21 protein-coding genes and 1 pseudogene are annotated in these 25,952 nt (G+C 62.0%); 17 read left to right on the forward strand and 5 right to left on the reverse strand.

The window, feature by feature from the left end; translation table 11 throughout:
• Positions 1–248: 248 nt before the first annotated feature.
• From AB4097_RS01375 to AB4097_RS01385, 3 genes and pseudogenes are all read left to right on the forward strand, one after another.
• Positions 249–584, forward strand: a pseudogene (locus AB4097_RS01375) (relaxase/mobilization nuclease domain-containing protein); the annotation flags it as partial.
• A 442-nt stretch (positions 585–1,026) separates the two neighbouring features.
• Positions 1,027–1,296, forward strand: a complete 270-nt coding sequence (locus tag AB4097_RS01380) for a hypothetical protein (RefSeq protein WP_442036761.1) — start codon at positions 1,027–1,029, stop codon at positions 1,294–1,296.
• Between the two features lie 74 nt (positions 1,297–1,370).
• Positions 1,371–2,372 (forward strand): hypothetical protein, encoded by a 1,002-nt coding sequence (locus tag AB4097_RS01385; RefSeq protein WP_442036763.1) that lies wholly within the window; start codon positions 1,371–1,373, stop codon positions 2,370–2,372.
• A 1,106-nt stretch (positions 2,373–3,478) separates the two neighbouring features.
• On the opposite strand, the gene AB4097_RS01390 is transcribed toward AB4097_RS01385, so the two are convergent.
• The gene (locus AB4097_RS01390) at positions 3,479–4,132 is read right to left on the reverse strand and encodes a hypothetical protein (RefSeq protein WP_442036499.1); all 654 of its coding nucleotides are present in this window, start codon (positions 4,130–4,132) and stop codon (positions 3,479–3,481) included.
• A 176-nt stretch (positions 4,133–4,308) separates the two neighbouring features.
• Between AB4097_RS01390 and AB4097_RS01395 the strand changes: the two genes are divergently transcribed.
• Together AB4097_RS01395 and AB4097_RS01400 are read left to right on the forward strand one after the other, a co-directional pair.
• Complete coding sequence (locus AB4097_RS01395) at positions 4,309–4,719, forward strand: hypothetical protein (protein ID WP_442036501.1); 411 nt, start codon at positions 4,309–4,311, stop codon at positions 4,717–4,719.
• A 42-nt stretch (positions 4,720–4,761) separates the two neighbouring features.
• Positions 4,762–5,322 carry a hypothetical protein gene (locus AB4097_RS01400; protein ID WP_442036503.1) on the forward strand — a complete coding sequence of 187 codons (561 nt, stop codon included), beginning with the start codon at positions 4,762–4,764 and terminating at the stop codon, positions 5,320–5,322.
• 2,352 nt (positions 5,323–7,674) lie between these two features.
• Here AB4097_RS01400 and AB4097_RS01405 read toward each other — a convergent pair.
• On the reverse strand, positions 7,675–8,712 hold the full coding sequence (locus AB4097_RS01405) for a hypothetical protein (RefSeq protein ID WP_442036505.1): 1,038 nt from the start codon (positions 8,710–8,712) through the stop codon (positions 7,675–7,677).
• 137 nt (positions 8,713–8,849) lie between these two features.
• Here AB4097_RS01405 and AB4097_RS01410 point away from each other — a divergent pair, with 137 nt between their 5' ends.
• The 10 genes from AB4097_RS01410 (at position 8,850) to AB4097_RS01455 (ending at position 20,095) form a co-directional block, all read left to right on the forward strand.
• Positions 8,850–8,978, forward strand: coding sequence for a hypothetical protein (locus AB4097_RS01410; protein WP_442036507.1), 129 nt, complete (start codon positions 8,850–8,852; stop codon positions 8,976–8,978).
• Between the two features lie 13 nt (positions 8,979–8,991).
• Positions 8,992–9,081 carry a K(+)-transporting ATPase subunit F gene (kdpF, locus tag AB4097_RS01415; protein WP_442036508.1) on the forward strand — a complete coding sequence of 30 codons (90 nt, stop codon included), beginning with the start codon at positions 8,992–8,994 and terminating at the stop codon, positions 9,079–9,081.
• Positions 9,082–9,092: 11 nt separating this feature from the next.
• Entirely contained in the window at positions 9,093–10,802 is a 1,710-nt protein-coding gene (gene kdpA, locus AB4097_RS01420; protein WP_442036510.1) for a potassium-transporting ATPase subunit KdpA, read from the forward strand.
• A 10-nt stretch (positions 10,803–10,812) separates the two neighbouring features.
• Positions 10,813–12,870, forward strand: a complete 2,058-nt coding sequence (gene kdpB, locus AB4097_RS01425) for a potassium-transporting ATPase subunit KdpB (RefSeq protein WP_442036512.1) — start codon at positions 10,813–10,815, stop codon at positions 12,868–12,870.
• A gap of 14 nt (positions 12,871–12,884) precedes the next feature.
• A complete protein-coding gene (kdpC, locus tag AB4097_RS01430) occupies positions 12,885–13,505 on the forward strand; it encodes a potassium-transporting ATPase subunit KdpC (protein WP_442036514.1) in 621 nt (206 codons plus the stop codon).
• A 22-nt stretch (positions 13,506–13,527) separates the two neighbouring features.
• A complete protein-coding gene (locus AB4097_RS01435; RefSeq protein ID WP_442036516.1) occupies positions 13,528–16,209 on the forward strand; it encodes a DUF4118 domain-containing protein in 2,682 nt (893 codons plus the stop codon).
• A complete protein-coding gene (locus AB4097_RS01440) occupies positions 16,206–16,898 on the forward strand; it encodes a response regulator (protein WP_442036518.1) in 693 nt (230 codons plus the stop codon). The genes AB4097_RS01435 and AB4097_RS01440 overlap by 4 nt, the downstream gene beginning before the upstream one ends.
• A 248-nt stretch (positions 16,899–17,146) precedes the next feature.
• Positions 17,147–17,614: a hypothetical protein gene (locus AB4097_RS01445; protein ID WP_442036520.1), complete on the forward strand. Its 468-nt coding sequence runs from the start codon at positions 17,147–17,149 to the stop codon at positions 17,612–17,614.
• The gene (locus AB4097_RS01450; protein ID WP_442036522.1) at positions 17,615–19,534 is read left to right on the forward strand and encodes a potassium transporter Kup; all 1,920 of its coding nucleotides are present in this window, start codon (positions 17,615–17,617) and stop codon (positions 19,532–19,534) included.
• 207 nt (positions 19,535–19,741) lie between these two features.
• Positions 19,742–20,095 carry a RidA family protein gene (locus tag AB4097_RS01455; protein ID WP_442036524.1) on the forward strand — a complete coding sequence of 118 codons (354 nt, stop codon included), beginning with the start codon at positions 19,742–19,744 and terminating at the stop codon, positions 20,093–20,095.
• A 4-nt stretch (positions 20,096–20,099) separates the two neighbouring features.
• Here AB4097_RS01455 and AB4097_RS01460 read toward each other — a convergent pair whose 3' ends face one another.
• From AB4097_RS01460 to AB4097_RS01470, 3 genes are all read right to left on the reverse strand, one after another.
• Positions 20,100–20,903 carry a glycosyltransferase family 2 protein gene (locus AB4097_RS01460; protein ID WP_442036526.1) on the reverse strand — a complete coding sequence of 268 codons (804 nt, stop codon included), beginning with the start codon at positions 20,901–20,903 and terminating at the stop codon, positions 20,100–20,102.
• A 67-nt stretch (positions 20,904–20,970) separates the two neighbouring features.
• Positions 20,971–21,585 (reverse strand): glutathione transferase GstA, encoded by a 615-nt coding sequence (gene gstA, locus AB4097_RS01465; protein WP_442036528.1) that lies wholly within the window; start codon positions 21,583–21,585, stop codon positions 20,971–20,973.
• 139 nt (positions 21,586–21,724) lie between these two features.
• Positions 21,725–22,534 (reverse strand): endonuclease/exonuclease/phosphatase family protein, encoded by an 810-nt coding sequence (locus AB4097_RS01470; RefSeq protein ID WP_442036530.1) that lies wholly within the window; start codon positions 22,532–22,534, stop codon positions 21,725–21,727.
• Between the two features lie 244 nt (positions 22,535–22,778).
• On the opposite strand from AB4097_RS01470, the gene AB4097_RS01475 reads away from it, so the two are divergent.
• Together AB4097_RS01475 and cueR are read left to right on the forward strand one after the other, a co-directional pair.
• Positions 22,779–25,304, forward strand: a complete 2,526-nt coding sequence (locus tag AB4097_RS01475) for a heavy metal translocating P-type ATPase (protein ID WP_442036532.1) — start codon at positions 22,779–22,781, stop codon at positions 25,302–25,304.
• Positions 25,301–25,756 (forward strand): Cu(I)-responsive transcriptional regulator, encoded by a 456-nt coding sequence (cueR, locus tag AB4097_RS01480; RefSeq protein ID WP_442036534.1) that lies wholly within the window; start codon positions 25,301–25,303, stop codon positions 25,754–25,756. Before AB4097_RS01475 ends, cueR begins: the two co-directional genes overlap by 4 nt.
• Positions 25,757–25,952 lie beyond the last annotated feature (196 nt).

Below are 25,952 nucleotides of genomic sequence, written 5' to 3' on the forward strand. Positions count from 1 at the left end.
TGCACGGGGGCCACCGTTCAACTCGCGAAAGCACTTCGGGAAAGCAGCCACCCAGCTCACAATGAGGCTGAGGATGTTTTGCGAGGCCTTCGTTCGGCTCAGGCCGAACTTCTAGCTCTTATCTCTGCCCTGCGTCCCCGCGTGGATGCTGGAGCCGCGACATGATCGCAGGCGCGACCCGTGGGCAGGGCGGGCCCGCCCTTGCTCGCCACCTTTTGAGCCGTAAGGATGGTCAACGAGTGGTGCCTATGGAGGCGCGTGGTCTCGCCTCGGAGGCTCTCCCGGAACAAATCAAAGAACTGGTTGCCTCCGCTGCCCACGGGCGGACGGACCGCCCTGTTCATCACGTTCATGTTGACCCACCACCGGACGCGCCAGATCCTGAGGCAGTGATGCGTCGTTTCCTGAATCACTATGAAAGGGAATTCGGCCTTGAAAACGCACCGCGCTGTGGCGTCGAGCATGTGAAGGAGGGCCGTCGTCATTGGCACGTGGTCTGGAGCCTCGTGCGTCCGGACGGCAGAACCGTCGACCTGCGCCATGACCACGCGCGACGAGAAAAGGTGAGCCGCATCGTCGAGCACGAGTCCGGGCTACCTTTCACCAAGGGGAAGCACAATCGTGCAGCCGCACAGGCGCTCCGGAATGAGGGTAGGAGCGATGTCGCGGAAGCCATGGAAAGAGCTGGGTTGCTTGCGGGACGGCGTCCCGTGGCGCATTCAGCGCCACGGGAGCGCGCTCAGGCTGAGCGAACGGCGGTGCCTCTTGATGAGGTCCGCATTCGTGCCCTTGCGGCTTGGCGTGGCAGCGATGACGCTGCCAGCTTCGTCGCTGCTCTTCATTCCCTAAATTTACAGCTTGCCCAGGGAGACCGGGGCCCGGTCTTAATTGATCGTTCCGGAGCCGCTCACGGGCTCACGCGTACCCTTTCGAGTGCCGCTCGGCAGGCGGATGATCACGTCACTGCCGCAGCCGTCAGAGCCCGAATCTCTGGCCTTAGGCTGCCGAAAATGGAGGACATCAAGAATGGACACACCACGGTCGAAGCCGACGAATCCCGCCGAAGCGATTTATCGAGAAGTGCGGACAGCACGGGAGACGACTCAGCAGCTCCTGCCGCTTTTGACGCTCCTCGAGGACGAGGAGACCGAGAGTCCTCTAGACGAGATCAAAGCTCTTTTGGCCTCAATTCTCGAAGCACTTCATCTGCAAAGCGAAGCCATCGATCGCCTCGCCAGCGCTTACGCGAGCGGGATTCAATCCGAACCCTTTCCAGGATCGATGTCGCAGAGATGACCCGGCAAGCCGCTGCACTAGTCGCCGGCAGTCGAGCGTCACATGATCGAATCGTGAGCATGAAGGAGGTAGGTATGGCTGTGACAAAGCATAAACAGGGTCTGAGACCCGCCCGTAAGCTCGATTACAAGAGTCAAATTCTTTCAGAGGTTCTGCCAGGAGACTTCGATGTGGAACCTTGGCGTGAGCATCTTTATATGATCAAGCGCCCTGACCCACAGAACCCTACAACGCGCATTCTCTTGCGGGATGGTGGCTGGTGCGAGGTCTCTCAGGGTGAGGGCGTCGTTCGGACTTGGGGCACACGTGGCCGAGCTGAATCTTTGGCTGCCGCGCTTGGAGAGGCTTTCGACCTGCCGACCGAACGCCTGGAGGTTACCGCTGCCGTCGGAAGAACCAAGGAAGCTCGACGGCAGCACCTGTCAGAGGAGGAAGCGTCGTCACTGGTGCGATGGTGGCAGGATAGGGGGTATGCCGCCACTGCCGCCCCCGATGGCTGCTGGGTGAAAGCGGGATCGACGCGTCTGCAAGACACAGGCGATCACGTGACTCTTCACGGACGGATCAGTGATGAGGCAATCCAGGCCTTTGTTCTCAAGGCAAAAGAGGCCTGGAATGGCGAAGCCGCTCTAACCGGGACATGGCCTCCGAAAGATATGGATCGAGTCTGGCTGGAGGCTCAGCGTCAAGGCGTGCACCTCGAAAATTGCACTCCATCCGACCGAGCAATTGCAGCCTGGGAGCGGGAAAAAGCTCAAGCCGAAGCTCAAGTTGAAAGCCTCGGGATAGTGCGCGCTGGCACGCGTGAGGCTGAGCATCTTTTAGCGGGAGCCCGCGGCGATCCTGCGGCCCTCGGGCATCTTTCGCCTGAGCTGAGGGCCTTTATCACATCCTACTTGGATGATGAGCAACGCCAGGAGCTAGCACAGTCCGAAATCGCTGACGTCATTCCTGAGCTCGAACGTTTCCGCGTGTTGGGACGTCACGAACTGACCGAGCATGAACGTCAAGAGATCGACCAAAAGCCGGATTATCAGAACGATCTCGAAAATACTGATCCATCTCTCTCCCTTTGAGTCTACCATGCGCGACCCTGACGCTATCTTACTGAGGCGATACGTTATCGATAGGGCCGCTGGACGCGTGGCGTCCGAGTGGTCGCGCTACGATGAGGAACTGGGCGCTTGGGTCAGGTGCACCGAATTGGCTGCCCGCTCTGCGGAACATTGGCGGCGGCTCCGTAGACCGGGCACTCTATGGTGCCCGGTTCTCGGCAATCGCTTAAAAATTGCGCAGGATATGGCGCTGCAAGCCTACTTCCTGACCATTCCTGAGGATAGCTGGAGCCGCCTCGCAAACGCGGTCCGCTCACGGCCTAGACATTGTCTATATCGCTGGCGAGAAACTGGACGGCGGATCCTCAATGCAACCGCCGTCCATTCGAGTGGCGAGCAGTCGCCCCCGGGCAAGCTGACTGGCTGGCCTCGCGCACGAGGGCGAGGAGCGCGGTCTTTGATCATTCGCTGAGATCAGAGCCCGGCCGAAGTTTCCCTCGTCGCTCCTTGGACGATTCTCCGCGCGCACTGCGGCTAAGGAATTGCGTGGGGCCCTGCGCCCACCCAATTCCAAGCCTCATGGCGCTCTGAATAGTCCAAGGATCCTTGCTCCTCGGTGACACCGTTCCAGGGCGCTTGTACACGGCCTTCGGCCTGCGCCACGCCCCTTGGGCATGGCGGTGCACAAGCATGGCGCCCTGGCCCAGCGTCAACTCCGGCCTGTCGTCGAGCCAGTTCGTCAATCTCCTATCGGGACGTAAGGTCCGTTGACAGCCAAGGGGAGGCCGCATGGCGAATTACCTGACCCAATTACGAAGAGCGTGCTGGGATCCCCGAAAATTTCGACATCGTCTTTTCCCAGGCGACCTGCGAGAAGTTTGCCTTGCTTCGAGACGGTGCCAGTTACGGTGCAAATGACCTTCTGAACGTCCTTCCTATCTGCTGCCGTGTATGTGACCGTGTAAGTCGCGTTCTTAGCGGGCTTGATCGTGATCCAGCATTGGAGATCGGGGCGACAATTGCCACCCCATTCGCCTCGGTAAATATCCGTCGCGTGAGCTGGCAGCGTGGTGAGAATTGCCAGCATAAACAAAGCTTTCTTCATCAGACCCCCCGAACCAAGTGGACTACGCCGCAGTGTCCTTGGCAGATGAGGATGCATGGCGTTCGAAGGCCTGTTGGATAATTTCTTCCCATTGGCGCAGGAGCCTTTGGTCAGTTGTGTGAAACTGCCAGAGGGGATAGTCGATGCTCTGCACCTTAAAGAAGAAGCCACTATTCTTGTAGGCATGAGCCCTAGCGACTGAATTGGCGGCGTTTGCCTGAAACGATGCTGCGATCGCACCCGCTCCGGTTCCATACACCGTATGTTGCTCGTAACCAGGGAGTTCCCACCAACAGTCTCGAATCGCGTCAAAGGGAATTGCTGCAATCTTCCCTTTTTCAAGGATAAGAAGGAAGCCTTCACCAATCCCGATGGCAGATTTACAGGAGACGATTGAAACTCTCTCGACTGGTCCGAAAGCAGCGTCTTCCAAGGCAGATTTTATCGCGGCCCTCTCTAACGTTTTTCCGTCTGTTGAAATCGTGAATGCCTTGTATAAAAACAAACCGAATCCAAAAAATGAAAGTAATGGGCCAATCCCTGTTTTAAGTTTGAGCTGAACGTCTAAAAAGACGATAGCAGCAAATACCACGAGCCATCCCATTATCTTAAAAAATCGTGCTGTAGGGTCTATGCTGCTAGGTATATAGAAGGCCTTCACTTTTATCTTAGACATTGCTCAGGTTCCGGCTTTTAGGAATCAGTACCTGCGTACAATAAATTTCCCCTTCTAGGAATTGTTATAGCGTTTCTTTCAACTGAAACGTGTCTTGGGATTTCATCTGGACCTGGATTTCGCCGGCAGCGAGCCTCTAAGGGCGCGCCGCTCCCCGGCGATGCAGGAGACAGAATATGGATAGCAAGCGCATTCGGCTGGCGGCAGCCTTTGCAGTCGCAACCGCGTTGAGCGGTCCGGCCCTCGCTGAAGCTGGAGATTTCACGGCCGTTCAAGGTTCTCTCGCTGATAATAATGTCGGGACGAACGTGAAGATCCCGAAAGCGAAACAGTCCATGTATTTCCCGCCGGGATCCGGCACACCGTCAGGCGGATGCCGGACGGGGTTCGAGCATGAAGATCCGGGCTGCACCGGGTCCACCAGCTCCGCCGGATCTTCCGGAGGGGAAGGCGGTGGCATCCACGACTCCGACGGCAACGGCGTCGATGACGGCAAAGACGCAGACAATGCGGCCGCAAGCGGCGGCGATGCGACTGGAGGCGGCGACACCAGCGGTGAAGCCGGCGGCGAAGGAGAAGGGGGCTAGTGCCCCCTTTTTCTTGCCATGGCATCGAAGCGAATAGGGCGGGTGGCGACAGATCGTGTGCGGATCTTCACACTCGATCAGGTTGAGACTTGTAAAGCGCCGCTCAAAATTTGGTCTGTCGAGTGTCTGCCGGGGTACACGGACCCACTGACAGACGAGTCAGCCAATCACGCAGTGACGATTATTCGAAGAATTGCGCCGTGGCTTGAAAGGATCGTGTTTTCGCCGGAGATCATAGATCAGGGCGACAAAATAAGCGGGATTTATATCCCTAGATGTGAAACGATTTGTCTGTCCCTCTGGCCTTCCCCTCCTACGATTCTAATCGCAGCTTGCCATGAGGCCTGGCACGCGATCGAAGAGCGCCTCTCCGAGGACATGATTGCTGCTGTGGACCGCGATCTAGGGCCGGCCTTTTTTGACGGGGCCCCCTATTTCGGAAACCCCGAAGAGAGACGAGCCCGCGCATTCGAGACATGGTGCGGTCGCCTTCTCGAGGGAATGCCCGGCCGCTTCATGAAGAGCCAGCACGCCGATGCCGTTGGCATTGACGAGATTTTTGCCGCCGCATGGTCCGGCCAGCTTGGAGTCGCCTTATCGTGACTGTCCCGACGCTTCCAGCATGGCGCATTCATAACAAAGGATTCGAACATCGTTCTCGCCGACGGCGTTCTTACAAATGCGGAAGTTGGCCCCTGTGACTTGATCCGAGGTGATAATCTTCCCGCATCTCTCACACGGATACGGCTCCCATTCCGGTGCGGGCCCATCCCCGGTTGGAATATCGCGGTCGTTCTGCATAACCCTCTCCCCTTAGCCAGGGAAAAGCATGACCGAGGATCGGCTATCGGCGCAAATTCCCATGCCGTAGGCTAAGCCACCGCTCTCCGCTTCACTTCGATCGGTCACCCCGGAGGCCCTACGGCCCTTGATGAGGAGAGCGGGCCTCCGGGGCTGAGGAGCGACATCGACAGCGAGGAGAGGCAATCTCTTTCCTGACTTCGACGTCAGCCGGGGTTGACGGCGGAGCGGGCCGCATAGGCTCGATCCCGGTCCTGCCCCTCCAGGGGCGGGACCGTAGCCCCGGAGGGGCGTATCGAGCGGCCCGTTCTGACGTCACCGAGGAGCAGGGACCCATCAACTATTCGGAGCGCCGCGAGGCTTGGGATTTGGTGGGCGTAGGGCCCCACCAAATCCCCTAGCCGCAGCGTGTGCGAAGAATCGTTGATGGGAGCGACGAGGGGAACCTCGGCGGATCGCAACGTAGTTTGTTGACACGTTCCGGCAGATCCGCGACACATTGGATGACGCAGGTTTTGTGTCGCGAAGCGTGAATTTGTTACTACTTTCAGCAGCTTGGCGCAATAGGAGGTTATTGTCCCTCCGTCTCCGCCATCATCTGCTCGCAAGCCATTGGTAAGCTTATAAGAAATGGCGGCCTTCTGCCCCCTTTCCCACCATTGCTTCTGGCTTGGCTACTGAACCGCCGCACCGTGCCCGCTCAGCCAGAAATCCGCATTCCTGCGGCAATTGCGCCACGAGCAGCGCTTAGGCCTCCCACTAACCTGTCGGCACGCGAAAGAATGCGGCGCTTGGGGAAGCCGCACAGCATGAACAGTGAGCCTCTCCCGCCCATAATAGCCTATATTGGCTGCTTAATCCTTTTACTGACGTTCCTGCGGTGGAGGAGCATCATGGTCTATCGCCTGATCGTTGTTGCAATCAGCTTATCGGCAATCTGCTCACCTTCTTTCGGCCTCGAATCCCCAACCCCTTGGCGTGATTCAGATACCGGCTGCGCCTATCTGCTAACCCCTCAGGGTGGAGTATCGCCACGCTTGAGACGGGATGGTGTACCCGATTGCCCGGATGCGAGTACCGCCTCGCGTCGTGTTGACGACACAGTGCGAGGGATATCACGGGGGCTTGAGGCCTTGCAGCGGGAGCTAGAGCGCCTGCGCGAGCGCTTCCGCAATGAATCCTCACCTGAGCGGCTTGGTGAGAGGCTCTGAGCGCCCCCTCAAATAGATATCTGAGAGGACGTCAGACGCCTAAGCCCGCCGAGTGAGATACGGGTTTCTTCAGCGCCGAAGCCTCGGTCCGGCACTGGGTGGTTCGCCGGCGTCTGCGCTCCGAAACATGGCCGGCGCATTGGTCAGAGAGCTATCGTGGCGAGCAGAACATCTCGCCGGCCCACCGGTCATAGACATGCTGGATAACAAGGTAGGCTTCGTATGCCCGGTCGTATCGACGGGCTGTCGCAAAGCGGTCCCTCAGAGCATGCAGACGCTCAAGTCGATGACTCCACTGAGCTTGACGGTCGCGTGACATGATCCCCTCCACTCAAAGGGAAGTCAGCGATGATTCTACGCCTTCCGCCTGAACAAACTCTTTACCAAAAGGATCACCTTGGCGACGCGCTCGGATTAGCTCTTGGTGCGAAGAGTTCGCAAGGAAAGAGCGCCCGTTCGGCTGGCGCTCTAGGTGGGTCGCCTGTGCGCCCATCCAGGGAGAACGACCGTGCCAACAAGAAGGCACAGGAAGAGGCTGCGCCCGGAAGGCAAACCATTCCTTACCAGTCAGGCTGCAGGTCCTGCCGGCCCCGTGCACCTCGGCACAAAGCTCTGTGATTTTGACCATCATCCTGATCCGCTAGCGCATTGGACGGAAAAGTGGACCCGGTATTCGCTGACGCGGCCCTGCGGGTCCGCTCCATCCGATGCGCCAGCCAAGAGAAAAAGCATCGGATTGATCCCAAAAGTGCAAATCCACTTTTGGGTCCGATGCTATAGCTTCCATATTTCGAGCATCGCAGCTTCATAAGCCGTGTCTGGAAGCCCACAGGTCATATCAGAGCTTAGAGTGGAATCCCTCTGACTCAGAATAGGCGGAAAAGGCTCGAGCAATTCCTCTATTTCCACGCTTTCGCGAGAGAGGCAGGAGAAAGGTGTATTTTTAGCGAACCTGCCGAAGCGCCTCAGCGATATCTGCCTCAATCGCCTTGGCGATGGGCTGCCGATAGTGGGATGCGTCGAAGAACAGATCTCGCACATGGATCTCGGGTCGATCGACGAGCCAATCCACCACGGCTGTCCTGCCGTGGTCTTCCTGAACCTCCATCACCGCCGCCTTGCAGGCGCTCAGCAGGAAGGCCTGCTCAGTTCCATGAGATGGGAGGGCGTTCCTGTAGACCGGCGGCATGACCAGAACGAGAGCAGTTTCTTCAGGCAGCTTGGTCGCGAGATCCCTTAGCTTAGCGACCGCAGGGAACTGCCTCTCGGAGAGTTTGGGATCGTGGTCGTAACGTACAGCATTGGCATAAGGCTTCTGCTCCAGGCGCTGGCGAATGGCTGGATCCGTCGTATAGCCCAGCTTTATGTATTCAGGCTCGTAGTCCCAGTAGCCGTCCGGCCGGGCTTGCTCGGCTGCGGTACTGAAGAGGTAGCCGATACGCTTTGACAACTCTTCCAGCACGTCAAAGCGCACAAGCCCTTCGACATATTCCAAAAGATGGGCGCTGTAGAGCCAAAATGGAAAAGGTTTGTCGTTGGACAACTTCGGATCCGATGTGCACCAGAAATCGTCGATGCCAACGACGAGAGCCTTCGGCGCCTCCCTTCGGTGCCGCAGGAACCAGTCGATCAGGGTCAGGTGTTCCTTCGGCCCTGTTGCAGGTGTTGCCAGCTGAACGAAATCAAGCCCGGTCACAGCCTTCAGACGTTCGGGGGCAATGAGCTGGATGTGGGAATTTCCCACAATCATGGCATTGAATGATTGGTCCCGCCCACGGCTGGCATTGGCCGTTCGGGGCCCTTGGGGGCGCACACCGGGCTTTGTGAAGAGAGGCGAACGGCCAGTGTCGTAGGGATCAATCACATAGCTGAAGGCAACAAAGCCTGTCATGAGGACTGCGGCAGCGCCCATGAGCGTCATTGAGAATTGCCGCCAAGGAGCCATTTCAGAGGTGAATATAGATGAGTTGATTAGCAACATTGTTTCTATTCAATCAGACAATATCATAAAGAGCGGTGCGCCACCTATCACGGGCATCGGTCATCGCTGTCCACCTTAGCGGCAACGCCCTTTATACCGCTTTTATATTCGAGCCTGCACTTCCCCATCGAGATTTGATGAGGCTCGGACGTAGCCTTCGGCACCTTCAACAGGGTGCTGTCATGTCCGATTTTGTCTATCTCCTCACCAGCCTCGGGTTCTTCGCGCTGATGGCGCTCTATGCCCGCATGGCCGAGCGACTTTGAGGGAGGCTGATCGATGTCTCTCGATCTTCTTCTTGGCGGCCTCGTTGCACTCGGCCTTGCTGCATACCTCGTCCTGGCGCTGCTCAGGCCGGAACGGTTCTAGGGGCCTGACCGATGACCCTCAATGGTTGGCTCCAGATCGCCATCATCCTCGCAGCCGCTCTGCTGGCGGCGATGCCGCTCGGCAACTTTATGGCCAAGGTTTATGCGGGCAAGCGCACCTTCCTCTTGCCTGTACTCAGGCCGGTTGAACGTGGCTTCTACGCTCTGGCGGGAGTCGATCCTGCCCGTGAACAGGGTTGGCGAGCCTATGCATTTTCGATGCTTCTGTTCAACGCGGCAGGCTTCCTGCTGCTCTACGCAATCCTGAGGCTGCAAGGCTTCCTGCCCTTCAATCCGCACGAGTTTGGAGCGCTTTCTCCCGATCTAGCCTTCAACACGGCCGTTTCGTTCGTCACGAACACAAACTGGCAGTCCTATGGCGGCGAGACCACCATGAGTCATTTCTCGCAGGTGGTGGGGCTGACGGTGCAGAATTTTCTCTCCGCCGCGACGGGGCTTGCCTTGGCGATGGCGCTGGTCCGGGGCTTTGCCCGCTCCAAGGCCAGTACGATTGGCAATTTCTGGGCCGACATGACACGCTCGACCCTTTACGTCCTCCTGCCGCTGTCCCTCGTCACGGCCGTCCTGCTTGTGGCGCTTGGGATGCCCCAGACGATGCTTGGCTCGGTGGACGCCACGACACTTGACGGCGCAAAGCAGACCATCGCTCTTGGGCCCGTCGCAAGCCAGGTCGCGATCAAGCAGCTCGGCACCAATGGCGGCGGCTTCTTCAACGCCAATGCCGCGCATCCCTTCGAGAACCCGTCGGCGCTGACGAACTTCGTTCAGGTCTGGCAGATGCTTGTGATCTCGGTCGCCGTCGTCTTCGCCTTCGGTCGTCTTATCTGCGACAACAGACAGGCCCGGGCCCTCATTTGGGTGATGGGCATTCTGCTCGTCGCAGGTGTCGCGATCACCTATGCGGCGGAAGCCGCCGGGACGCCGATGCTGCACGCTGCGGGCATCAACCCGTTCGACGGCAACTTGGAAGGCAAGGAAGTCCGCTTCGGACTCGCCCTGTCCGCCTTGTGGGCCGCCGTGACGACGGGCCTTTCGTGCGGTGCCGTGAACGCCATGCATGCGAGCTTCACGCCCATTGGCGGCCTGGTTCCGATGTTCCTGATCCAGCTCGGCGAGATTTTGCCGGGCGGTGTCGGCTCTGGCCTCTACGGAATCCTCGTCATGGCGATCATCACCGTCTTCGTCGCGGGTCTCATGGTCGGTCGTACGCCTGAATATCTCGGCAAGAAAATCGAGGCGAAGGAGGTCAAGATGGCGATGCTGGCCGTCCTGATCCTGCCGACCGCGATCCTCGGTTTCTCGGCCGTCGCCGCGGCGATCCCGCAAGGACTCGCTGGGCTGCTCAATTCCGGCCCACATGGCTTATCCGAGATTCTCTACGCCTATTCGTCGGCGGCGGGCAACAACGGCTCCGCCTTCGCGGGCCTGACCGCCAATTCGCCCTGGTACAACACGACACTCGGGCTTGCGATGCTGCTGGGCCGCTTCGCCTACATCGTGCCGATGCTCGCCATTGCAGGCTCGCTGGCGGCGAAGACCAAGCTGGAAACGTCGACAGGGACATTTCCAACCCATGGACCACTCTTCATCGGTCTCCTGACCGGCGTGATCCTGATCCTCGGCGGTCTCCAGTTCTTCCCGGCTCTCGCCCTCGGCCCCATCGCCGAGCAGGTGCTGATGCTGGCCGGCAAAACCTTCTGACAGGTGCTCCATGAGCAAACACATCCAACCAACCATCTCGATGTTCGATGGAGCGATCCTGCGCCAGGCCGTCCTTGACGCCCTCAGGAAGCTCGATCCCAGCGATCTCATCCGCAACCCGGTCATCTTCGTGACGGAGGTCGTGGCCCTTCTGGTAACGGTTCTTTTCATCCGTGACGTCGCCACAGGTGCATCGGCGTTCTTCACTGGGCAGATCGCCGCCTGGCTCTGGTTCACGGTGATCTTCGCTAACTTCGCCGAGGCCGTGGCGGAGGGGCGCGGCCGGGCGCAGGCCGATACTCTGCGCCAAGCCCGCACGCAGACCGTCGCCAAGCGACTGTACGATCCCGAGCGCAGGGAGCTCCACGCCGACGTATCAGCGCTCGACCTCGGCATCGGCGATCTCGTGCTCGTCGAGGCCGGCGATCTGATCCCGGGCGACGGCGAGGTCATCGAGGGCATCGCCTCAGTCAACGAGGCCGCGATTACAGGCGAGTCCGCTCCCGTCATCCGCGAGTCGGGCGGTGATCGTTCCGCCGTGACGGGTGGCACGACGGTGACTTCGGACTGGCTGGTCGTACGGATCACGGCCGCCCCGGGTTCGTCGTTCCTCGACCGGATGATCGCCCTCGTGGAAGGCGCCGAGCGGCAGAAGACGCCGAACGAGATCGCTCTCAACGTCCTGCTGGCGGGCATGACCATCGTGTTCCTGATCGCCGTGGTGACGCTTTCCGGATTGGGACGCTATTCCGGAGCCGACGTACCGGTCCCGGTGTTGGTGGCGCTTCTCGTGACGCTGATCCCGACGACGATCGGCGGCCTTCTCTCGGCCATCGGCATTGCCGGCATGGATCGCCTCATCCGGTTCAATGTGCTCGCCATGTCCGGGCGGGCCGTGGAGGCGGCAGGCGACGTGGATACGTTGCTCCTCGACAAGACGGGCACGATCACCTTCGGCAACCGGATGGCGTCCGAGATCATCCCGGTGTCCGGCGTCGCCGAGCGCGATGCGGCGGAAGCCGCCCTCCTGGCGAGCCTTGCCGACGAGACGGCGGAGGGCCGCTCCATCGTGACGCTCGTCCAGGAGAGGTATGGCCGGCGGTCTCCGGATCAGCCTCCAGAGGATGCCCGCTTCATCGAGTTCTCCGCGACGACGCGCCTTTCGGGTGTCGACCTCAGCCATCGATCCCTGCGCAAGGGAGCGGTCGATGCCGTGCTCCGCTTCGTGCGTGACTCAAGCGGACAAACCGTATCGGATCAGGGCTTCGCCGCCGCCGTGGACCGCATCGCCCGCTCGGGTGGAACCCCACTCGGGCTGGCGGACGGACAACGGCTGCTGGGCGTCATCCACCTCAAGGACGTGGTCAAGCCCGACATCAAGGAGCGCTTCTCCGAGCTGCGGCGCATGGGTATCCGCACCGTCATGGTGACCGGCGACAACCCCGTGACGGCGGCGGCAATCGCCTCGGAGGCCGGGGTCGATGACTTTATCGCCGAGGCGACTCCGCAGGACAAGCTCGACTACATTCGCCGTGCGCAAACGGAAGGCCGCCTCGTGGCGATGTGCGGCGATGGTACGAACGACGCGCCTGCCCTGGCTCAAGCCGATGTCGGCGTTGCCATGCAGTCCGGCACGCAGGCCGCTCGCGAGGCCGGCAACATGGTGGATCTCGACTCCAATCCGACCAAGCTCATCGAGATCGTCGGCATCGGCAAGCAGCTCCTGATGACGCGCGGCTCGCTGACGACATTCTCCATCGCCAACGACGTCGCGAAGTACTTCGCGATCATTCCGGCCTTGTTCGTGGCGGCCATTCCCGAACTCGGAGCCCTCAACGTCATGGGCCTGTCGACCCCCCAAAGCGCGATCCTGTCCGCGGTCATCTTCAACGCCCTCATCATCATCGCGCTGATCCCGCTGGCCCTGCGCGGCATTCGCTACCGCCCCCTGGGCGGGGCGGCCCTGCTGCGCCGCAATCTCCTGATCTATGGCCTCGGCGGCCTCATCGTCCCCTTCATCGGCATCAAGTTCATCGACCTCGCCGTTACGGCGATCGGTTGGGCTTAAAGAGGGAGGCTGACATGTCTAACCTTCGTCCCGCACTTGTCCTGCTCCTGCTGTTCACGGCCCTGACCGGACTCGCCTATCCCTTCGCTGTGACGGGCATCGGCCAGGCTCTCTTCGCCGTGCAGGCCAATGGCAGCCTCATCTTGCAGGACGACCGTGTCGTCGGCTCCGATCTCATCGGGCAGGCGTTCACGTCCGATCGCTATCTCTGGCCGCGCCCGTCTTCCACCAGCGCCCCCGATCCGGCAGATCCAACGAAAATGGTGGACGCCCCTTACAATGCGGCGGCTTCGACCGGCTCCAACCTCGGACCGACGTCCCGGAGGCTGGCCGATCGTCTGAAGGCGTCCTCGGAACCTTGGCGCGAAACGGGCCTCACGCTGCCGATCTCGGGAGATGCCGTCACCGCCTCCGGCAGCGGCCTCGACCCGCACATCTCGCCCGCCTTTGCGCAAGCGCAGGTTGCCCGCATCGCCAAGTCCCGGAATCTGCCGGAGGAGCAGATCCGGCAAGTGATCGAAACCTGGACCGAAGGTCGGACCTTGGTGATCTTCGGGGAACCCCGTGTCAACGTTCTGCAGGTCAACCGTGCCCTCGACGGGCTGGGTTCCCAAAGAGGGCGTGACGGACCCTGACACGACGGAGGCCTAAGCGTTCATGGCTCTCACCGAGACGCCTCGTGCCTCGCCTGATGCGCTGCTCACCCTTGCCAACCGGGAGGGCCGCGGCCGCCTCAAGATCTTTCTCGGGGCGGCGCCCGGCGTGGGAAAGACCTATGCCATGCTCCAGGCCGCCCGGACGGCGAGCGCGGAGGGAACGGCAGTCATTGTCGGTCTCGTTGAAACCCACGGGCGCCGGGAAACAGAGGAACTCCTCCGTGGCTTGGAGGTCCTGCCCCGCCTGTCCGTACCCTATCGTGGCCGGATGGTGCAGGAATTCGATCTCGACGCCGCCTTAATGCGGCATCCTGAACTAATACTGGTCGATGAATATGCCCACACGAATGCCCAGGGCAGCCGCCATCCGAAGCGATGGCAGGACATCGAGGAATTGCTGGCAGGAGGCATCGACGTCTGGACGACGTTGAACATTCAGCATCTCGAAAGCCTGAATGATGTCGTTCAGCGCATCACACGGGTGCGCGTACGCGAGACTGTTCCCGATGCGGTCTTCGATGCGGCTGACGAGCTGGTTCTCGTCGACCTGCCGCCGGACGAACTCCTCAAACGGCTGGCTGAAGGCAAGGTCTATGTTCAGGACACTGCGGCACGCGCAGTCAATAACTTCTTTCGTCCCAATAACCTTGTGGCGTTGCGGGAGCTGGCCCTGCGCCGTGCTGCGGAGCGCATCGACAGCGACTTGCTCGAGCGAATGCAGGGCGGCGGTGTCGAGGGGCCGTGGGCGGCGGGCGAGCGCATCCTGGTCTGCGTCGGAGCTGACCAGATTTCCCCAGCGGTCGTGCGGCACGCCAAACGCCTGGCGGAAGCCATTGGGGCACCCTGGCTGGCCGCGACCGTCGAACGCCCGGGCGAGAGCCTCGGACCCGAGCAGCGTCATCGCGCCGATGAAACGCTCCAGCTCGCGGCTCGGCTCGGCGCCGACGAGACCAAGACGCTGGTCGCCGGCGACATGGTCCAGGAGCTTCTGCGCTTCGCTCGGTTTGAGAACGTCACTCAGATTGTGGTAGGACGGTCCCGGGGCGGCTGGTGGTCCGAACTCCTCGGGCGCTCGCTGCCGCACCAACTTGTTCATCATGCTGAGGACATCGCCATTCACGTCGTGACGGCCAAGGACGGCCAGACTCGAAAGATGCGATGGTGGAACCGCCTGCCGCGGATGAAACCGGATCAGCCGTGGACACCCTTCCTGTGGTCGGTCCTCGCCGTGGGCGGAGCAATTATGGTCGGACGAACGATGGCCTCCGTCGTCTCGCTGCCGAACGTCTCCATGATCTTCCTGGTGGCGGTGCTGTTCGCGGCGGTGCGGTTCGGGATCTGGCCCGCCGTCGTCAGCTCCATTCTGTCGTTCCTCGGCTACAACTTCTTCTTCATCGACCCGGTCTACACCTTCACGGTGGCGCGTCCGCACGAATTACTGGCTCTGTTCATCTTTCTCGGCGCAGCCGTCCTGACTTCGGCCTTGGCCGGACGAGCTCGGGAGCAGGCTGCGGCGGCAGTCAGCCGGGCCCGGGCGACGAGGCGGCTCTACGAGTTCACACGCCGGCTCTCCAGCTTCCCCAATGCGAGCGCGGTTGCCGAGGGGGCCGCCGTCGAACTGAGTGGATATCTCAACCGGCCCGCGACGATCCTCCTCCCCCAAGGCGACGTCCTTGAGCTTGCCGCCTCCTGGCCTCCAGAGGACGAACTCGACACGGCTTCGGCCTCGGCGGCCCGCTGGGCCTACGAGAGGGACGAGGCGGCAGGCGCCGGGACGGACACGCTGCCGTCGGCCCGCTGGCTCTTCCTGCCCTTGCGCTCGTCCCATGGCCGCGTCGGAGTCATGGGCGTCGCTCTCGACGGGGCCGCGCTCGATGCGGAGATCCGCACCCTGACCGAGACGGTGGCGGAGCTGACGGCGGCCGCCCTGGAACGGGCACGGCTGACGCGGGAGATCGTGGCGGCCAACACGGTCGCGGAGTCGGAGCGGGTGCGCAACACCTTGCTGGCCTCGATCAGCCATGACTTCAGAACGCCTCTCGCGTCCATTCTCGGAGCGGCGACCAGCCTGATCGACTACGGCTCGAAGTTGCCGGAGCATGCCCGGCGGGACCTGCTGGAACAGGTTAAGGACGAAACGGAGCACCTCGACCGGATGGTCCGCAACCTGCTGTCGATGACCCGGGTGGAGGCCGGTGCCCTCGAGCTCCGCCGTGATTGGGTCGATGTTCGCGAGGCGTTCGACCGGGTGGTGGCTCTCGCCAGGCGGCGAGGTGCCACGCAGGCATTCCGGCTCGATGTCGACCCGGAGCTTCCCTTTGTTCAGGCCGATCCGTCCCTGCTCGATCAGGCCCTGGCCAACATCGTCGGCAATGCCGTTCGCTACGCGGGACCGGATGCGCAGGTGGAGCTGGCGGCTCGCCGGGATGGCGAGGAGGTCGTGTTGTCGGTCACGGATGACGGTTCAGGCATCCCTCCGGCTCTGCTCTCGAAGGTCTTCGAGAAGTTCGCTCGCGGCCGGGAGCAGGACGGCGACGGGGGCGAGGGTACCGGGCTGGGATTGGCTATCGCCAAAGGGATCGTCAATGCGCATGGCGGAGCCATCGCCGCGGAGAGCCCCGTCGCGAACGGGCACGGCACACGCATCGTGATCCGCCTGCCCCTTGAGGAAAAGAGACCATGACTCATCCGATGCGGGTGCTCGTCATCGACGATGAACCGGCGATCCATCGCTTCCTCCGGCCAGCCCTCGAGGTGAACGAGTACGAGGCGATCAGTGCCGGCACGGCCGCCGAGGGCTTGAAGCGCATCGCGGGAGACGCTCCCGACGTGGTCGTCCTCGACCTCGGACTGCCCGACATGGACGGCAAGGATGTGATCGCCCGGGTGCGCGAATGGTCCGACGTGCCGATCATCGTGCTGTCGGCCCGGGACCGCGAGGCCGAAAAGATCGCGGCCCTCGATCTCGGTGCGGACGATTTCGTCAACAAGCCGTTCGGGATGGGCGAGCTGATGGCCCGCCTGCGCACAGCGTTGCGCCACCGGATGCAGCGCAAGGGCGAGACGCCGGTCGTCAGCGTGGGCGGATTGGAGGTCGACATTCCCCGGCGCCGCGTGACCTTGCAGGGGGCGGAGGTCAACCTGAGTCCGAAAGAGTTCGATCTCCTGGCCTTCCTGGCTGGTCATGCGGGCAAGGTGGTCACGCACAAGCAGATCCTTATCGCCGTCTGGGGCGCGGCTCACGAGAGCGACACCCAGTACCTGCGCGTCTATGTCGGTCAGCTCCGGCAGAAAATCGAGCCGAACCCGTCCGACCCGCGCTTCATCCTCACCGAACCTGGCATCGGCTACCGGCTGCTGGACGTCGTTTAGAACATTTTCCGCGAAATGAATCCGGTTCGTCGTTCGAAAACGCAGCCCAACGAAGAAGACACTTCATTCCACGCAAGGGGAAACAGCTCTAGGCCCCGTCCGGGCGGTGTATTTATGCGACGTTTATATCGGGCTCTTCACTTCCCAATCGATTTTTTATGCGACCCTGGCCATGTCTGAGCCCAGAGGTCAGGGCTGGGCTGCCGCTCTTGAGCGGGGGACTGCCGTGATCCGTTTGGACAGCCAGCATGTGGCAGAAGCACAATCCGGCGCGGGAACTCCGCTCCCTCCTGTCTCGAATCGAGACAGTCTCTCAGCCGCAGGTGGGTCTCGTGGCAGACGTGTTGGAGCACGCCTGTCCCCGGCTCAAATCGACCCTGGGCCCCAACGCTCTCGTTCGGCGTCTGATCGAAGCGGAGGCCTGGGTCGATCTCGGATTCTGGCTCATCGGCTGGGAGTTGCCGGACTGGGCGGTTCATCGCCTGTCCTGCGACGACAGCCGCTGGAGCTGCGCGATCTGCGTCCGCGGGCTGGCGCTCAACTGGGTCGAGGACGTCGCCGAGTTCCAGCACGAGGACCCGGCGCTCGCGATCCTGGGTGCCTTCGTTCAGGCTCAGGTCCGGAAGGCTCAGGGGCATGGTCCAAGCAATGTCACGATATTCAGGCGAGTGGAACGGTCCGGAGCAGTCTCCATGGGCCCAGAGGTGGAGAGATAAATGAGCGCGACGGCTTCAAGCCAGCCTCGTCCGGCGGAGCCGAAAGCCCAGCCGGGAACCCCGCATGCGTCTGGCTTCTGGATCCTGACACTCGGCACGCTCGGCGTCGTTTACGGCGATATCGGCACGAGCCCGCTTTATGCCCTCAAGGAATCGCTTGCGGCTGCGGCCGCGGGCGGCACCGTCACCCGCGAGATGGTGTTCGGCATCGTTTCGCTGATCCTGTGGGCGCTGATCTTCATCGTCACGATCAAGTACGTGCTGTTCGTCCTGCGGGCCGACAACAACGGCGAAGGCGGCACGCTGACCCTGATGGCGCTTGCCCAGAGAGCCATGGGTCATAACGTCCTGGTGATCACTCTGCTCGGCATGATCGGGGCAGCCCTGTTCTACGGCGATGCCATCATCACTCCGGCCATATCGGTGCTCTCGGCCGTCGAGGGGCTGACGGTCGCCAGCCCTGCCTTCGAGCACTACGTTCTGCCCCTCAGCCTCGTGATCCTGATCGCCCTGTTCTCCGTGCAGAGTCATGGAACAGCCCGCGTCGCGGCTTGGTTCGGGCCTATCACAGCCGTCTGGTTCGTGCTCATGGCCCTCGGTGGGCTGGTCCACATCGCTGACGACCCGAGCATCCTGGCCGCCATCAGCCCAACCTATGGCATCGTGTTTCTCGCCAGCCACGGCACGGCAGGGCTGTTCGCCCTCGGGGCGGTGTTCCTGGCCGTCACCGGGGCCGAAGCGCTTTACGCCGACATGGGCCATTTCGGGCGGCGTCCGATCCAGACTGCCTGGCTGGGACTGGTCCTGCCGTGTCTCGCCCTGAACTATATCGGCCAGGGCGCTCTGCTCCTGGCTGATCCGGCCAAGATCGAGAACCCATTCTTCCTGCTGTATCCGGACTGGGCTCTTCTCCCCATGGTCGGGATGGCAACCATCGCGACCATCATCGCTAGCCAGGCGGTGATCACCGGCGCGTTCTCCATCACACAGCAGGCAATCCAATTGGGGCTCCTGCCACGAATGGAGATCCGCTGGACGTCCGAGACGGAGAAGGGCCAGATCTACGTGCCGAAGATCAACTTCCTGCTCCTGGTCGCCGTATTGCTCCTCGTCGTCATGTTCAGGAGTTCGAGCGCCCTGGCGCATGCCTATGGTCTTGCCGTCACGGGCACGATGGTGGTGACCGCCATCATGGCATTCTTCGTGGTCTGGCGGTTCTGGAAGTGGTCCTTCTGGGCCTCGGTCGCCGTGATCGCTCCCTTCCTGGTGGTCGACACGATCTTCCTGGCCGCCAACGCCCTCAAGATCCCGCAGGGCGGTTGGATGCCGCTGCTGGTTGGCGCGCTCCTGGTCCTGATCATGCTGACCTGGCGACGCGGAACCCGGATCCTGTTCGACAAGACCCGGAAGTCGGACGTCCCGATGAGCGAACTCATCAGCATGTTGCAGAAGAGCCAGCCACATCGGGTGAGGGGCACCGCCGTATTCATGACCAGCGATCCCGAAGTCGCACCCGCGGCCCTGCTGCACAACCTCAAGCACAACAAGATCCTGCATGAGAAGAATGTGGTGCTGACGGTAAAGACTGCGGACGCACCGCGCGTGGCGAACGACGGACGTGTCCAAATCGAGCCTCTCGGCGACTCGTTCTGGCGGGTGAGCATGACCTATGGCTACATGGAAGCTCCGAACATCCCGCGCGGTTTGGCCCTGCTGCGCAAGCAAGGGTTCAAGTTCGACATCATGGCAACGTCGTTCTTCGTCTCGCGCCGCTCGATCCGGCCCTCGGTGCATGGCGGCATGCCGTTCTGGCAGGACAAGCTGTTCATCAGCCTGGCAAAATCAGCCAGCGACGCCACCGACTTCTTCCAGATCCCAACCGGGCGCGTGGTCGAGGTCGGCACCCAGGTGACCGTGTGAACTGATCGATCCCGATGGCTTCGCGAAACGGAAGGGGCGTGCATGGAACAAGTGGCTCCCGGAATGGGACAGACGCACCGTCCAGGAAATGGTGGTTGATCCTCCGCCATTTCCCGTTGTCCCCTGCCCGGCAATCTTCGGCTGTCGTCTCTGCGTAGAGCTGTGGTAGGAGCCTGACCTTCGATCGCGCGCAGGGAGAATCGCATCGTGACGGATATTCGGCGGATCGGCGTTGCCGCGCGTTACAGCGATCTCGTGATGCACGATGGGACGGCTTACTTCTCGGGGTACGTTCCTGAGACGAGCCTGGGTCTCTCGGTCGCGGAGCAGGCTCGGGATATCCTTGGACAGATCGAGCAATCCCTTGCGGAGATCGGCAGCGACAAGTCCAGGCTCCTTTACACGACGATCTGGCTGGCCGACATCGCCTCTTACGACGAAATGAACGCCATTTGGGATGCCTGGATCATTCCCGGTCAGGCTCCTGCCCGCGCCTGCGTCGAGTCCAAGCTGGCCGATCCGGATTACGCACTCGAGATCCAGGTCATCGCCGCGCTCTGAGCCGTTAAGCCTTGACCCGCTTCGCCCTGGCGTCCGATTTTGCAAGGGCACCCAGGCGCTTGCGCTCGTAGTGCTTCGCCAGGCGCAAGTGACGCCACGTCGCGTAGTTCATGGAGATCAGAAAGCCGTAGGTGCCGCGCAGGAAGTGCAACCGACCGAAATAGACCTTCAGGAACGCGGCTGGGAACTCAAAATAGACCCGCCACGTGGGGATCGAGACCCCCCTTACCTCGAGGTCGACCGCCTGCTGGTCGGCGTAGCTGTTGAGCTTGGCCAATTGGTCGCCGAGGGACCGCACGGACCGATGATGCACGAGCCCCTTGAGTTTGCCGACCTTCGTTTTCGGCTTCAGGTCGACCCTGTCATGCACGAGCGAGGACGAGTAACGGCCGGAATCCTGGTGATAGAGCCGGACCGGCGCGATCCGGTAAGCCAGAGGATGCGGAGCGCGTTCGCCGGGATAGGTCTCGGCAATGCGGATCCCATATGCCTGACAGGGGGGCTCGCCGGACGCGAACAGCCTGCGGATCTCGGCCAGCAGCTCCGGCGACACCTCCTCATCCGCATCGAGGTTCAGCAGCCAATCGTACCGGCACTGATCCTCCGCGAAGCGCTTCTGGAGCCCATAGCCGGGCCATGGGTTGAAGATCACCCGGGCGCCGAGTTCCTCGGCCACGGCCTGGGTTCCGTCCGTCGAACCGGAATCGACGACGACGATATCGTCCGTCAGCCCTCGGATGGCCCGGATGGTCGCTCCGATGCGGTCGGCCTCGTTCTTGGCAATGATGAAAACGGATACAGGAAGCATGGCACCGGGTGCCTAGCGCATCGTGCGAGCAAGTGGAACCGGTTTTTCGCCGGTGCAACCATTCACGTCACGCGGCAATCGACAGCCCTTCGGCTTGCAGGGCCCGCCTGACCATCTGCCGATCGGAAACCCGGTGCATGTACTCCAGAACGGTCGCGTGGTCCGTCAGGTCGATCCTGTGGAAGCGGGCCCAGCTCAGGACAGTGAAACAATATGCATCGGCAACGGTGAACTGATCGCCGGTCAAATAGGACCTGCCTTGGAGGCACTGTTCCATATAGGCGATGCGTTTATGGAGGCGACAGACCGCCAGTCGACGGGCTTCGGGAGGCATGGGCGCCTCCCACAGCGGGCTGAACCCCTTATGAAGCTCGGCACCGGTGAAATCGAGCCATTCCTTGACGCGGTAACGCTCACGAGAGCCCAGGGCAGGAATAAGCTGGGCCGACGGTACCTGATCGGCAAGGTATTCCAGGATAACGGGAACCTCGGCCAGGATCTCGCCACTCGACAATGCGAGCGCGGGAACGTCTCCCTTCGGATTGATGCGGCTGAAATCAAGTCCCGATGCTGTGGTCTGCGTCTTCAGGTCGACCTTGTCGTAATCTATGTCCAAACCGGCTTCAAATGCGATGATACGCGGCGCGAGCGAACTCGCCCCGGGAGTATAGTACAGCTTCATGATAGTTCCGCACCCTGCCGCTTTGTAAATTTATAACCTAACACTTGACGCTATTACTATGTCACGGGATGATGCCTTCAAGGCACCGTGGCTGGCCTACTCCATTATTTCTCGTGCCGAGTGAGCGAAACTCTAACCTCTAGAGGAGTTCTCCCTCGTGCGTCCGGCTCTGGACGGCGGTTCCCAGTCGCTTGCGCACACGCAGTTCCGCCAGGAGCGGAAAGTGATCCGACGCAACGCGGGTCATGGGATTGCGCACCGGACCGGCATTGACCACTTCGATGGACTTGGTCACGAACACATGGTCGAGGCGCAGCACGGGCGCCCGCGTGTGAAAGGTCGGCTGGGGCTCTCCGAAGGAATTGGACAGCTGGGCGTCCTGCATCCGGTTCGCGATCAACCGGTAGGAACGCGAATACGGCGGCGCGTTGAAATCTCCCAGCAGCACGGCCGGATCGCCGCAATCCGGATGGCCGATCCAATCGGGTCCGATAAGAGCCGCCGCCTGGGTTCGCCTTTCTCCGGAGCGCAGCGAGAGATGAGCGTTGACCACCTGGATCGTCTGGCCGTCGATCTCGACGGAGACCCAGAGGGCGCTGCGCTTCTCGAAGGACGGTCTCGTCGATTGCGTGGGAAGGCGGCCCGAACTCACGATCCTCGAGGCATGGCGGGTCAGGACCGCAATGCCGTATTGCTCGCCCAGGATGCGGATCGTGGGCTGGAAGTGCAGATCCATACCGAGCCTGGCCGCCACGGCCGCGGCCTGATCGATCTCCCCTGCCCGCACGCGCCCGACGCGCACCTCCTGCAGGGCGACGACATCCGGATTGCAGGACGCAATGACGTCGGCGATCCGCTGCGGTGAGATCTTCCTGTCCGTGCCGAGCCAACGATGGACGTTATAGGTGAGGATCCGAAGGGTTGGCCCCTGTTTGTCGCTATGCTTCAAAGGTCGGCACCGGCTCTATTGTTCGCTGAAGGTCAAACTACCGCGTCGTTCGACGAGACGGGAAGTCGCCTCTGCCACCTAGGTGGCAAACGTGTCGGATCAATGACCCAGGTTCAGGCATGGTTCCCCAAGCGAGGCCGAGGTTCCGCCAGGACAGACCTCCCAAACCCGTGTCACGCTCGCTTGACCTTCCCATGATTGGAAGGATTACACCTCGTTCCCATATAAGATCAGGAGATTTTCCATGACGGCCGCCAGACCTGCCCCTAGCGACAGCATCGACATATCCATCCATGGGATGAGCTGCGCCTCCTGTGTGGGCCGCGTGGAGAAGGCGATCCGCTCTGTGGAGGGCGTCACGGCTGCGAACGTCAACCTTGCCACGGAACGGGCCCATGTGGAATTCGCCCCCTCGGGAGCCGATCCTGCGGCGGTCGCGGAAGCGATCCGTGTTGCGGGCTACGAGCCGTCGGAGAGCAATGTCGAGCTGAAGATCGACGGCATGACTTGCGCCTCCTGCGTCAACCGGGTCGAGAAGGCGCTCGGGCGCGTTCCCGGCGTGGTGGAGGCTTCCGTCAATCTCGCCACGGAGCGAGCGTCTGTCCGTTATCTCGGCGGTGCGGACATCCTGGCTCGTCTGATCAGCGCCGTCGAGCAGACCGGCTACGCGGCCAAGCCGATCCGGCGGGAGGACGGTCAGGCGGACCGGGAGCGGGAGGCTCGCGAGGCCGAGATCACCGGCCTCAGGCAGGCCGTGCTGGTCGCAGGAATCCTGACCCTGCCGGTCTTTGCTCTGGAAATGGGCTCCCACTTCATTCCCGCCATCCATGACTGGGTCATGGGAACCTTCGGGCATCGCAACAGCTGGTACCTGCAATTCGCCCTGACTACGCTTGTCCTGTTCGGGCCGGGGCTGCGCTTCTTCCGGAAGGGCGTTCCTGCCCTGCTGCGTGGATCGCCGGACATGAACTCGCTGGTCGTTCTCGGCACGAGCGCGGCCTATGCCTATTCGGTCGTGGCGACCTTCCTGCCTGGGATTCTGCCCGCCGCCATGGACAACGTCTATTACGAGGCCGCGGCCGTGATCGTGGCCCTGATCCTGATCGGCCGTTTCCTCGAAGCGAAGGCCAAGGGACGCACGTCGGAGGCGATCAAGCGCCTCATGGGCCTGCAGGCCAAGACCGCCCGCGTGGTGCGCGACGGCGAGGCCCTGGAGGTGCCCCTCGATCAGGTTCAGGCCGGCGATGTCGTCCAGGTCCGCCCCGGCGAGAGGATCCCGGTCGATGGTATGGTGCTGGAAGGATCTTCCTACGTGGATGAATCCATGATCACCGGCGAGCCTGTTCCGGTCGAGAAATCGGCCGGCAAGGAGGTGGTCGGCGGTACCATCAACCGGACCGGCAGCTTCACCTTCCGGGCCACCCGCATCGGCGCCGACACGGTGCTGGCCCAGATCATCCGCATGGTCGAGCAGGCTCAGGGGTCGAAGCTCCCGATCCAGGCCCTCGTCGACCGGGTGACCGCCTGGTTCGTGCCCGCCGTCATGGCCGCCGCCGCCCTCACCTTCCTGGTCTGGCTCCTCTTCGGTCCCGAACCGGCCCTCACCTTCGCCCTGGTGAACGCGGTCGCCGTGCTGATCATCGCCTGCCCCTGCGCCATGGGTCTGGCGACCCCGACCTCGATCATGGTCGGCACCGGCCGGGCGGCGGAACTCGGGGTGCTGTTCCGCCAGGGCGAGGCCCTGCAGAGCCTGAAGGAGGTCGGCGTCGTCGCCCTGGACAAGACCGGCACCCTGACTCAGGGACGCCCGGAGCTGACCGACCTCGTGACGGCTCCCGGATTCTCCGAGACCGAGGCCCTGGGGCTGGTCGCCGCCGTCGAGAGCCGCTCCGAGCATCCAATCGCCCAGGCCATCGTGGCGGCGGCCGAGCGGCGCGGCCTCACCCTATCCCCGACTGATAGCTTCGAGGCCGTGCCGGGCTTCGGCGTTTCCGCTCTCGTCGAGGGGCGGAAGGTGGATGTGGGGGCGGACCGCTTCATGACGAAGCTCGGCCTCCCGGTCTCCGGCTTCGCCGATAGTGCCGCGCGTCTCGGCGCCGAGGGCAAGAGCCCGCTCTATGCGGCCATCGACGGCAGGCTCGCGGCCATCGTGGCGGTGGCCGATCCGGTCAAGCCTTCGACGCCGGAGGCCATCGCGGCGCTCCATGCGCTTGGGTTGAAGGTCGCCATGATCACCGGCGACAACCGCAGGACCGCCGAGGCCATCGCGAAGAGGATCGGGATCGACGAGGTGGCGGCGGAAGTGCTGCCCGACGGCAAGGTCGAGGTGGTGAAGCGCTTGGCGCAGGCGTACGGCCCGATCGCCTTCGTGGGCGACGGCATCAACGATGCCCCTGCCCTCGCGCAGGCCGATATCGGCATCGCCATCGGCACGGGCACGGACATCGCCATCGAGAGCGCCGACGTGGTGCTCATGTCGGGCGATGTGCGCGGCGTCGTGAACGCCATTGCGCTGTCCAAGGCGACGATCCGCAACATCCGGCAGAACCTGTTCTGGGCCTTCGCCTACAACGTCCTGCTGATCCCGGTCGCGGCGGGCGTGCTCTATCCCGTCAACGGTACCCTGCTCTCGCCGATCTTCGCGGCCGGCGCCATGGCGCTGTCGAGCGTGTTCGTTCTCGGCAATGCCCTGCGCCTGCGCGGCTTCACGGCTCCCATCGCAGCGGCGCAATCGGCTTCCCCCATTCAAACCGTCGAAGGTGTCGCATGAATATCGGACAGGCAGCCGCGGCTTCGGGCGTATCGTCCAAGATGATCCGCTATTACGAATCCATCGGATTGATCCCGAAGACCGTGCGGACGGAATCCGGCTACCGCGTCTATTCGGATCACGACGTGCACACCCTGCGCTTCATCCGCCGCTCGCGAGACCTCGGCTTCTCCGTCGAGCAGATCGCGGATCTCGTGTCGCTCTGGCAGGATCGCGAGCGCGCGAGCAAGGACGTGAAGGCCATCGCGCTGGAACATGTCGGCGTGCTCGAACGCAAGATCAGGGAACTGCAGGAAATGGCATCGACCCTAAAGCATCTCGCCACGAACTGCCACGGCGATGCGCGTCCCCATTGCCCGATCATCGAAGAATTGGCGAGCGACGACGCGGCGTCCGTTCCGGTGAGGTCGGATGCGAAGTTCGGCGCTTTGGGGAAAGTCGCGGCGCGATAAGTTTCCGCAGCGGTTTCATTTGAAGCAGCAATCTTCAAGCTCTTGCCTCAGCCTGAGAGGCCGGCTCATCACCCTCCGGCCTCATCCTGAGGAGCAGCGCAGCTGCGTCTCGAAGGATCTTCCAGTGCTCTCTGGAGACGCCCTCGTCCTTCGAGACGGTCACTGAAGTGACCTCCTCAGGATGAGGGCTTGGGAT

The organism is Microvirga sp. 2MCAF35 (genome assembly GCF_052115545.1).
Classification (GTDB): Bacteria; Pseudomonadota; Alphaproteobacteria; order Rhizobiales; family Beijerinckiaceae; genus Microvirga.

What these genes read in the sequence shown, in the direction of transcription:
- AB4097_RS01380 (WP_442036761.1), top strand. Translation starts at nt 1,027, where the DNA reads ATGGACACACCACGGTCGAAGCCGACGAATCCCGCCGAAGCGATTTAT.
- AB4097_RS01385 (WP_442036763.1), top strand. Translation starts at nt 1,371, where the DNA reads ATGGCTGTGACAAAGCATAAACAGGGTCTGAGACCCGCCCGTAAGCTC.
- AB4097_RS01390 (WP_442036499.1), bottom strand. Translation starts at nt 4,132, where the DNA reads ATGTCTAAGATAAAAGTGAAGGCCTTCTATATACCTAGCAGCATAGAC.
- AB4097_RS01395 (WP_442036501.1), top strand. Translation starts at nt 4,309, where the DNA reads ATGGATAGCAAGCGCATTCGGCTGGCGGCAGCCTTTGCAGTCGCAACC.
- AB4097_RS01405 (WP_442036505.1), bottom strand. Translation starts at nt 8,712, where the DNA reads ATGTTGCTAATCAACTCATCTATATTCACCTCTGAAATGGCTCCTTGG.
- AB4097_RS01410 (WP_442036507.1), top strand. Translation starts at nt 8,850, where the DNA reads ATGAGGCTCGGACGTAGCCTTCGGCACCTTCAACAGGGTGCTGTCATG.
- kdpF (WP_442036508.1), top strand. Translation starts at nt 8,992, where the DNA reads ATGTCTCTCGATCTTCTTCTTGGCGGCCTCGTTGCACTCGGCCTTGCT.
- kdpA (WP_442036510.1), top strand. Translation starts at nt 9,093, where the DNA reads ATGACCCTCAATGGTTGGCTCCAGATCGCCATCATCCTCGCAGCCGCT.
- kdpB (WP_442036512.1), top strand. Translation starts at nt 10,813, where the DNA reads ATGAGCAAACACATCCAACCAACCATCTCGATGTTCGATGGAGCGATC.
- kdpC (WP_442036514.1), top strand. Translation starts at nt 12,885, where the DNA reads ATGTCTAACCTTCGTCCCGCACTTGTCCTGCTCCTGCTGTTCACGGCC.
- AB4097_RS01435 (WP_442036516.1), top strand. Translation starts at nt 13,528, where the DNA reads ATGGCTCTCACCGAGACGCCTCGTGCCTCGCCTGATGCGCTGCTCACC.
- AB4097_RS01440 (WP_442036518.1), top strand. Translation starts at nt 16,206, where the DNA reads ATGACTCATCCGATGCGGGTGCTCGTCATCGACGATGAACCGGCGATC.
- AB4097_RS01445 (WP_442036520.1), top strand. Translation starts at nt 17,147, where the DNA reads ATGTGGCAGAAGCACAATCCGGCGCGGGAACTCCGCTCCCTCCTGTCT.
- AB4097_RS01450 (WP_442036522.1), top strand. Translation starts at nt 17,615, where the DNA reads ATGAGCGCGACGGCTTCAAGCCAGCCTCGTCCGGCGGAGCCGAAAGCC.
- AB4097_RS01460 (WP_442036526.1), bottom strand. Translation starts at nt 20,903, where the DNA reads ATGCTTCCTGTATCCGTTTTCATCATTGCCAAGAACGAGGCCGACCGC.
- gstA (WP_442036528.1), bottom strand. Translation starts at nt 21,585, where the DNA reads ATGAAGCTGTACTATACTCCCGGGGCGAGTTCGCTCGCGCCGCGTATC.
- AB4097_RS01475 (WP_442036532.1), top strand. Translation starts at nt 22,779, where the DNA reads ATGACGGCCGCCAGACCTGCCCCTAGCGACAGCATCGACATATCCATC.
- cueR (WP_442036534.1), top strand. Translation starts at nt 25,301, where the DNA reads ATGAATATCGGACAGGCAGCCGCGGCTTCGGGCGTATCGTCCAAGATG.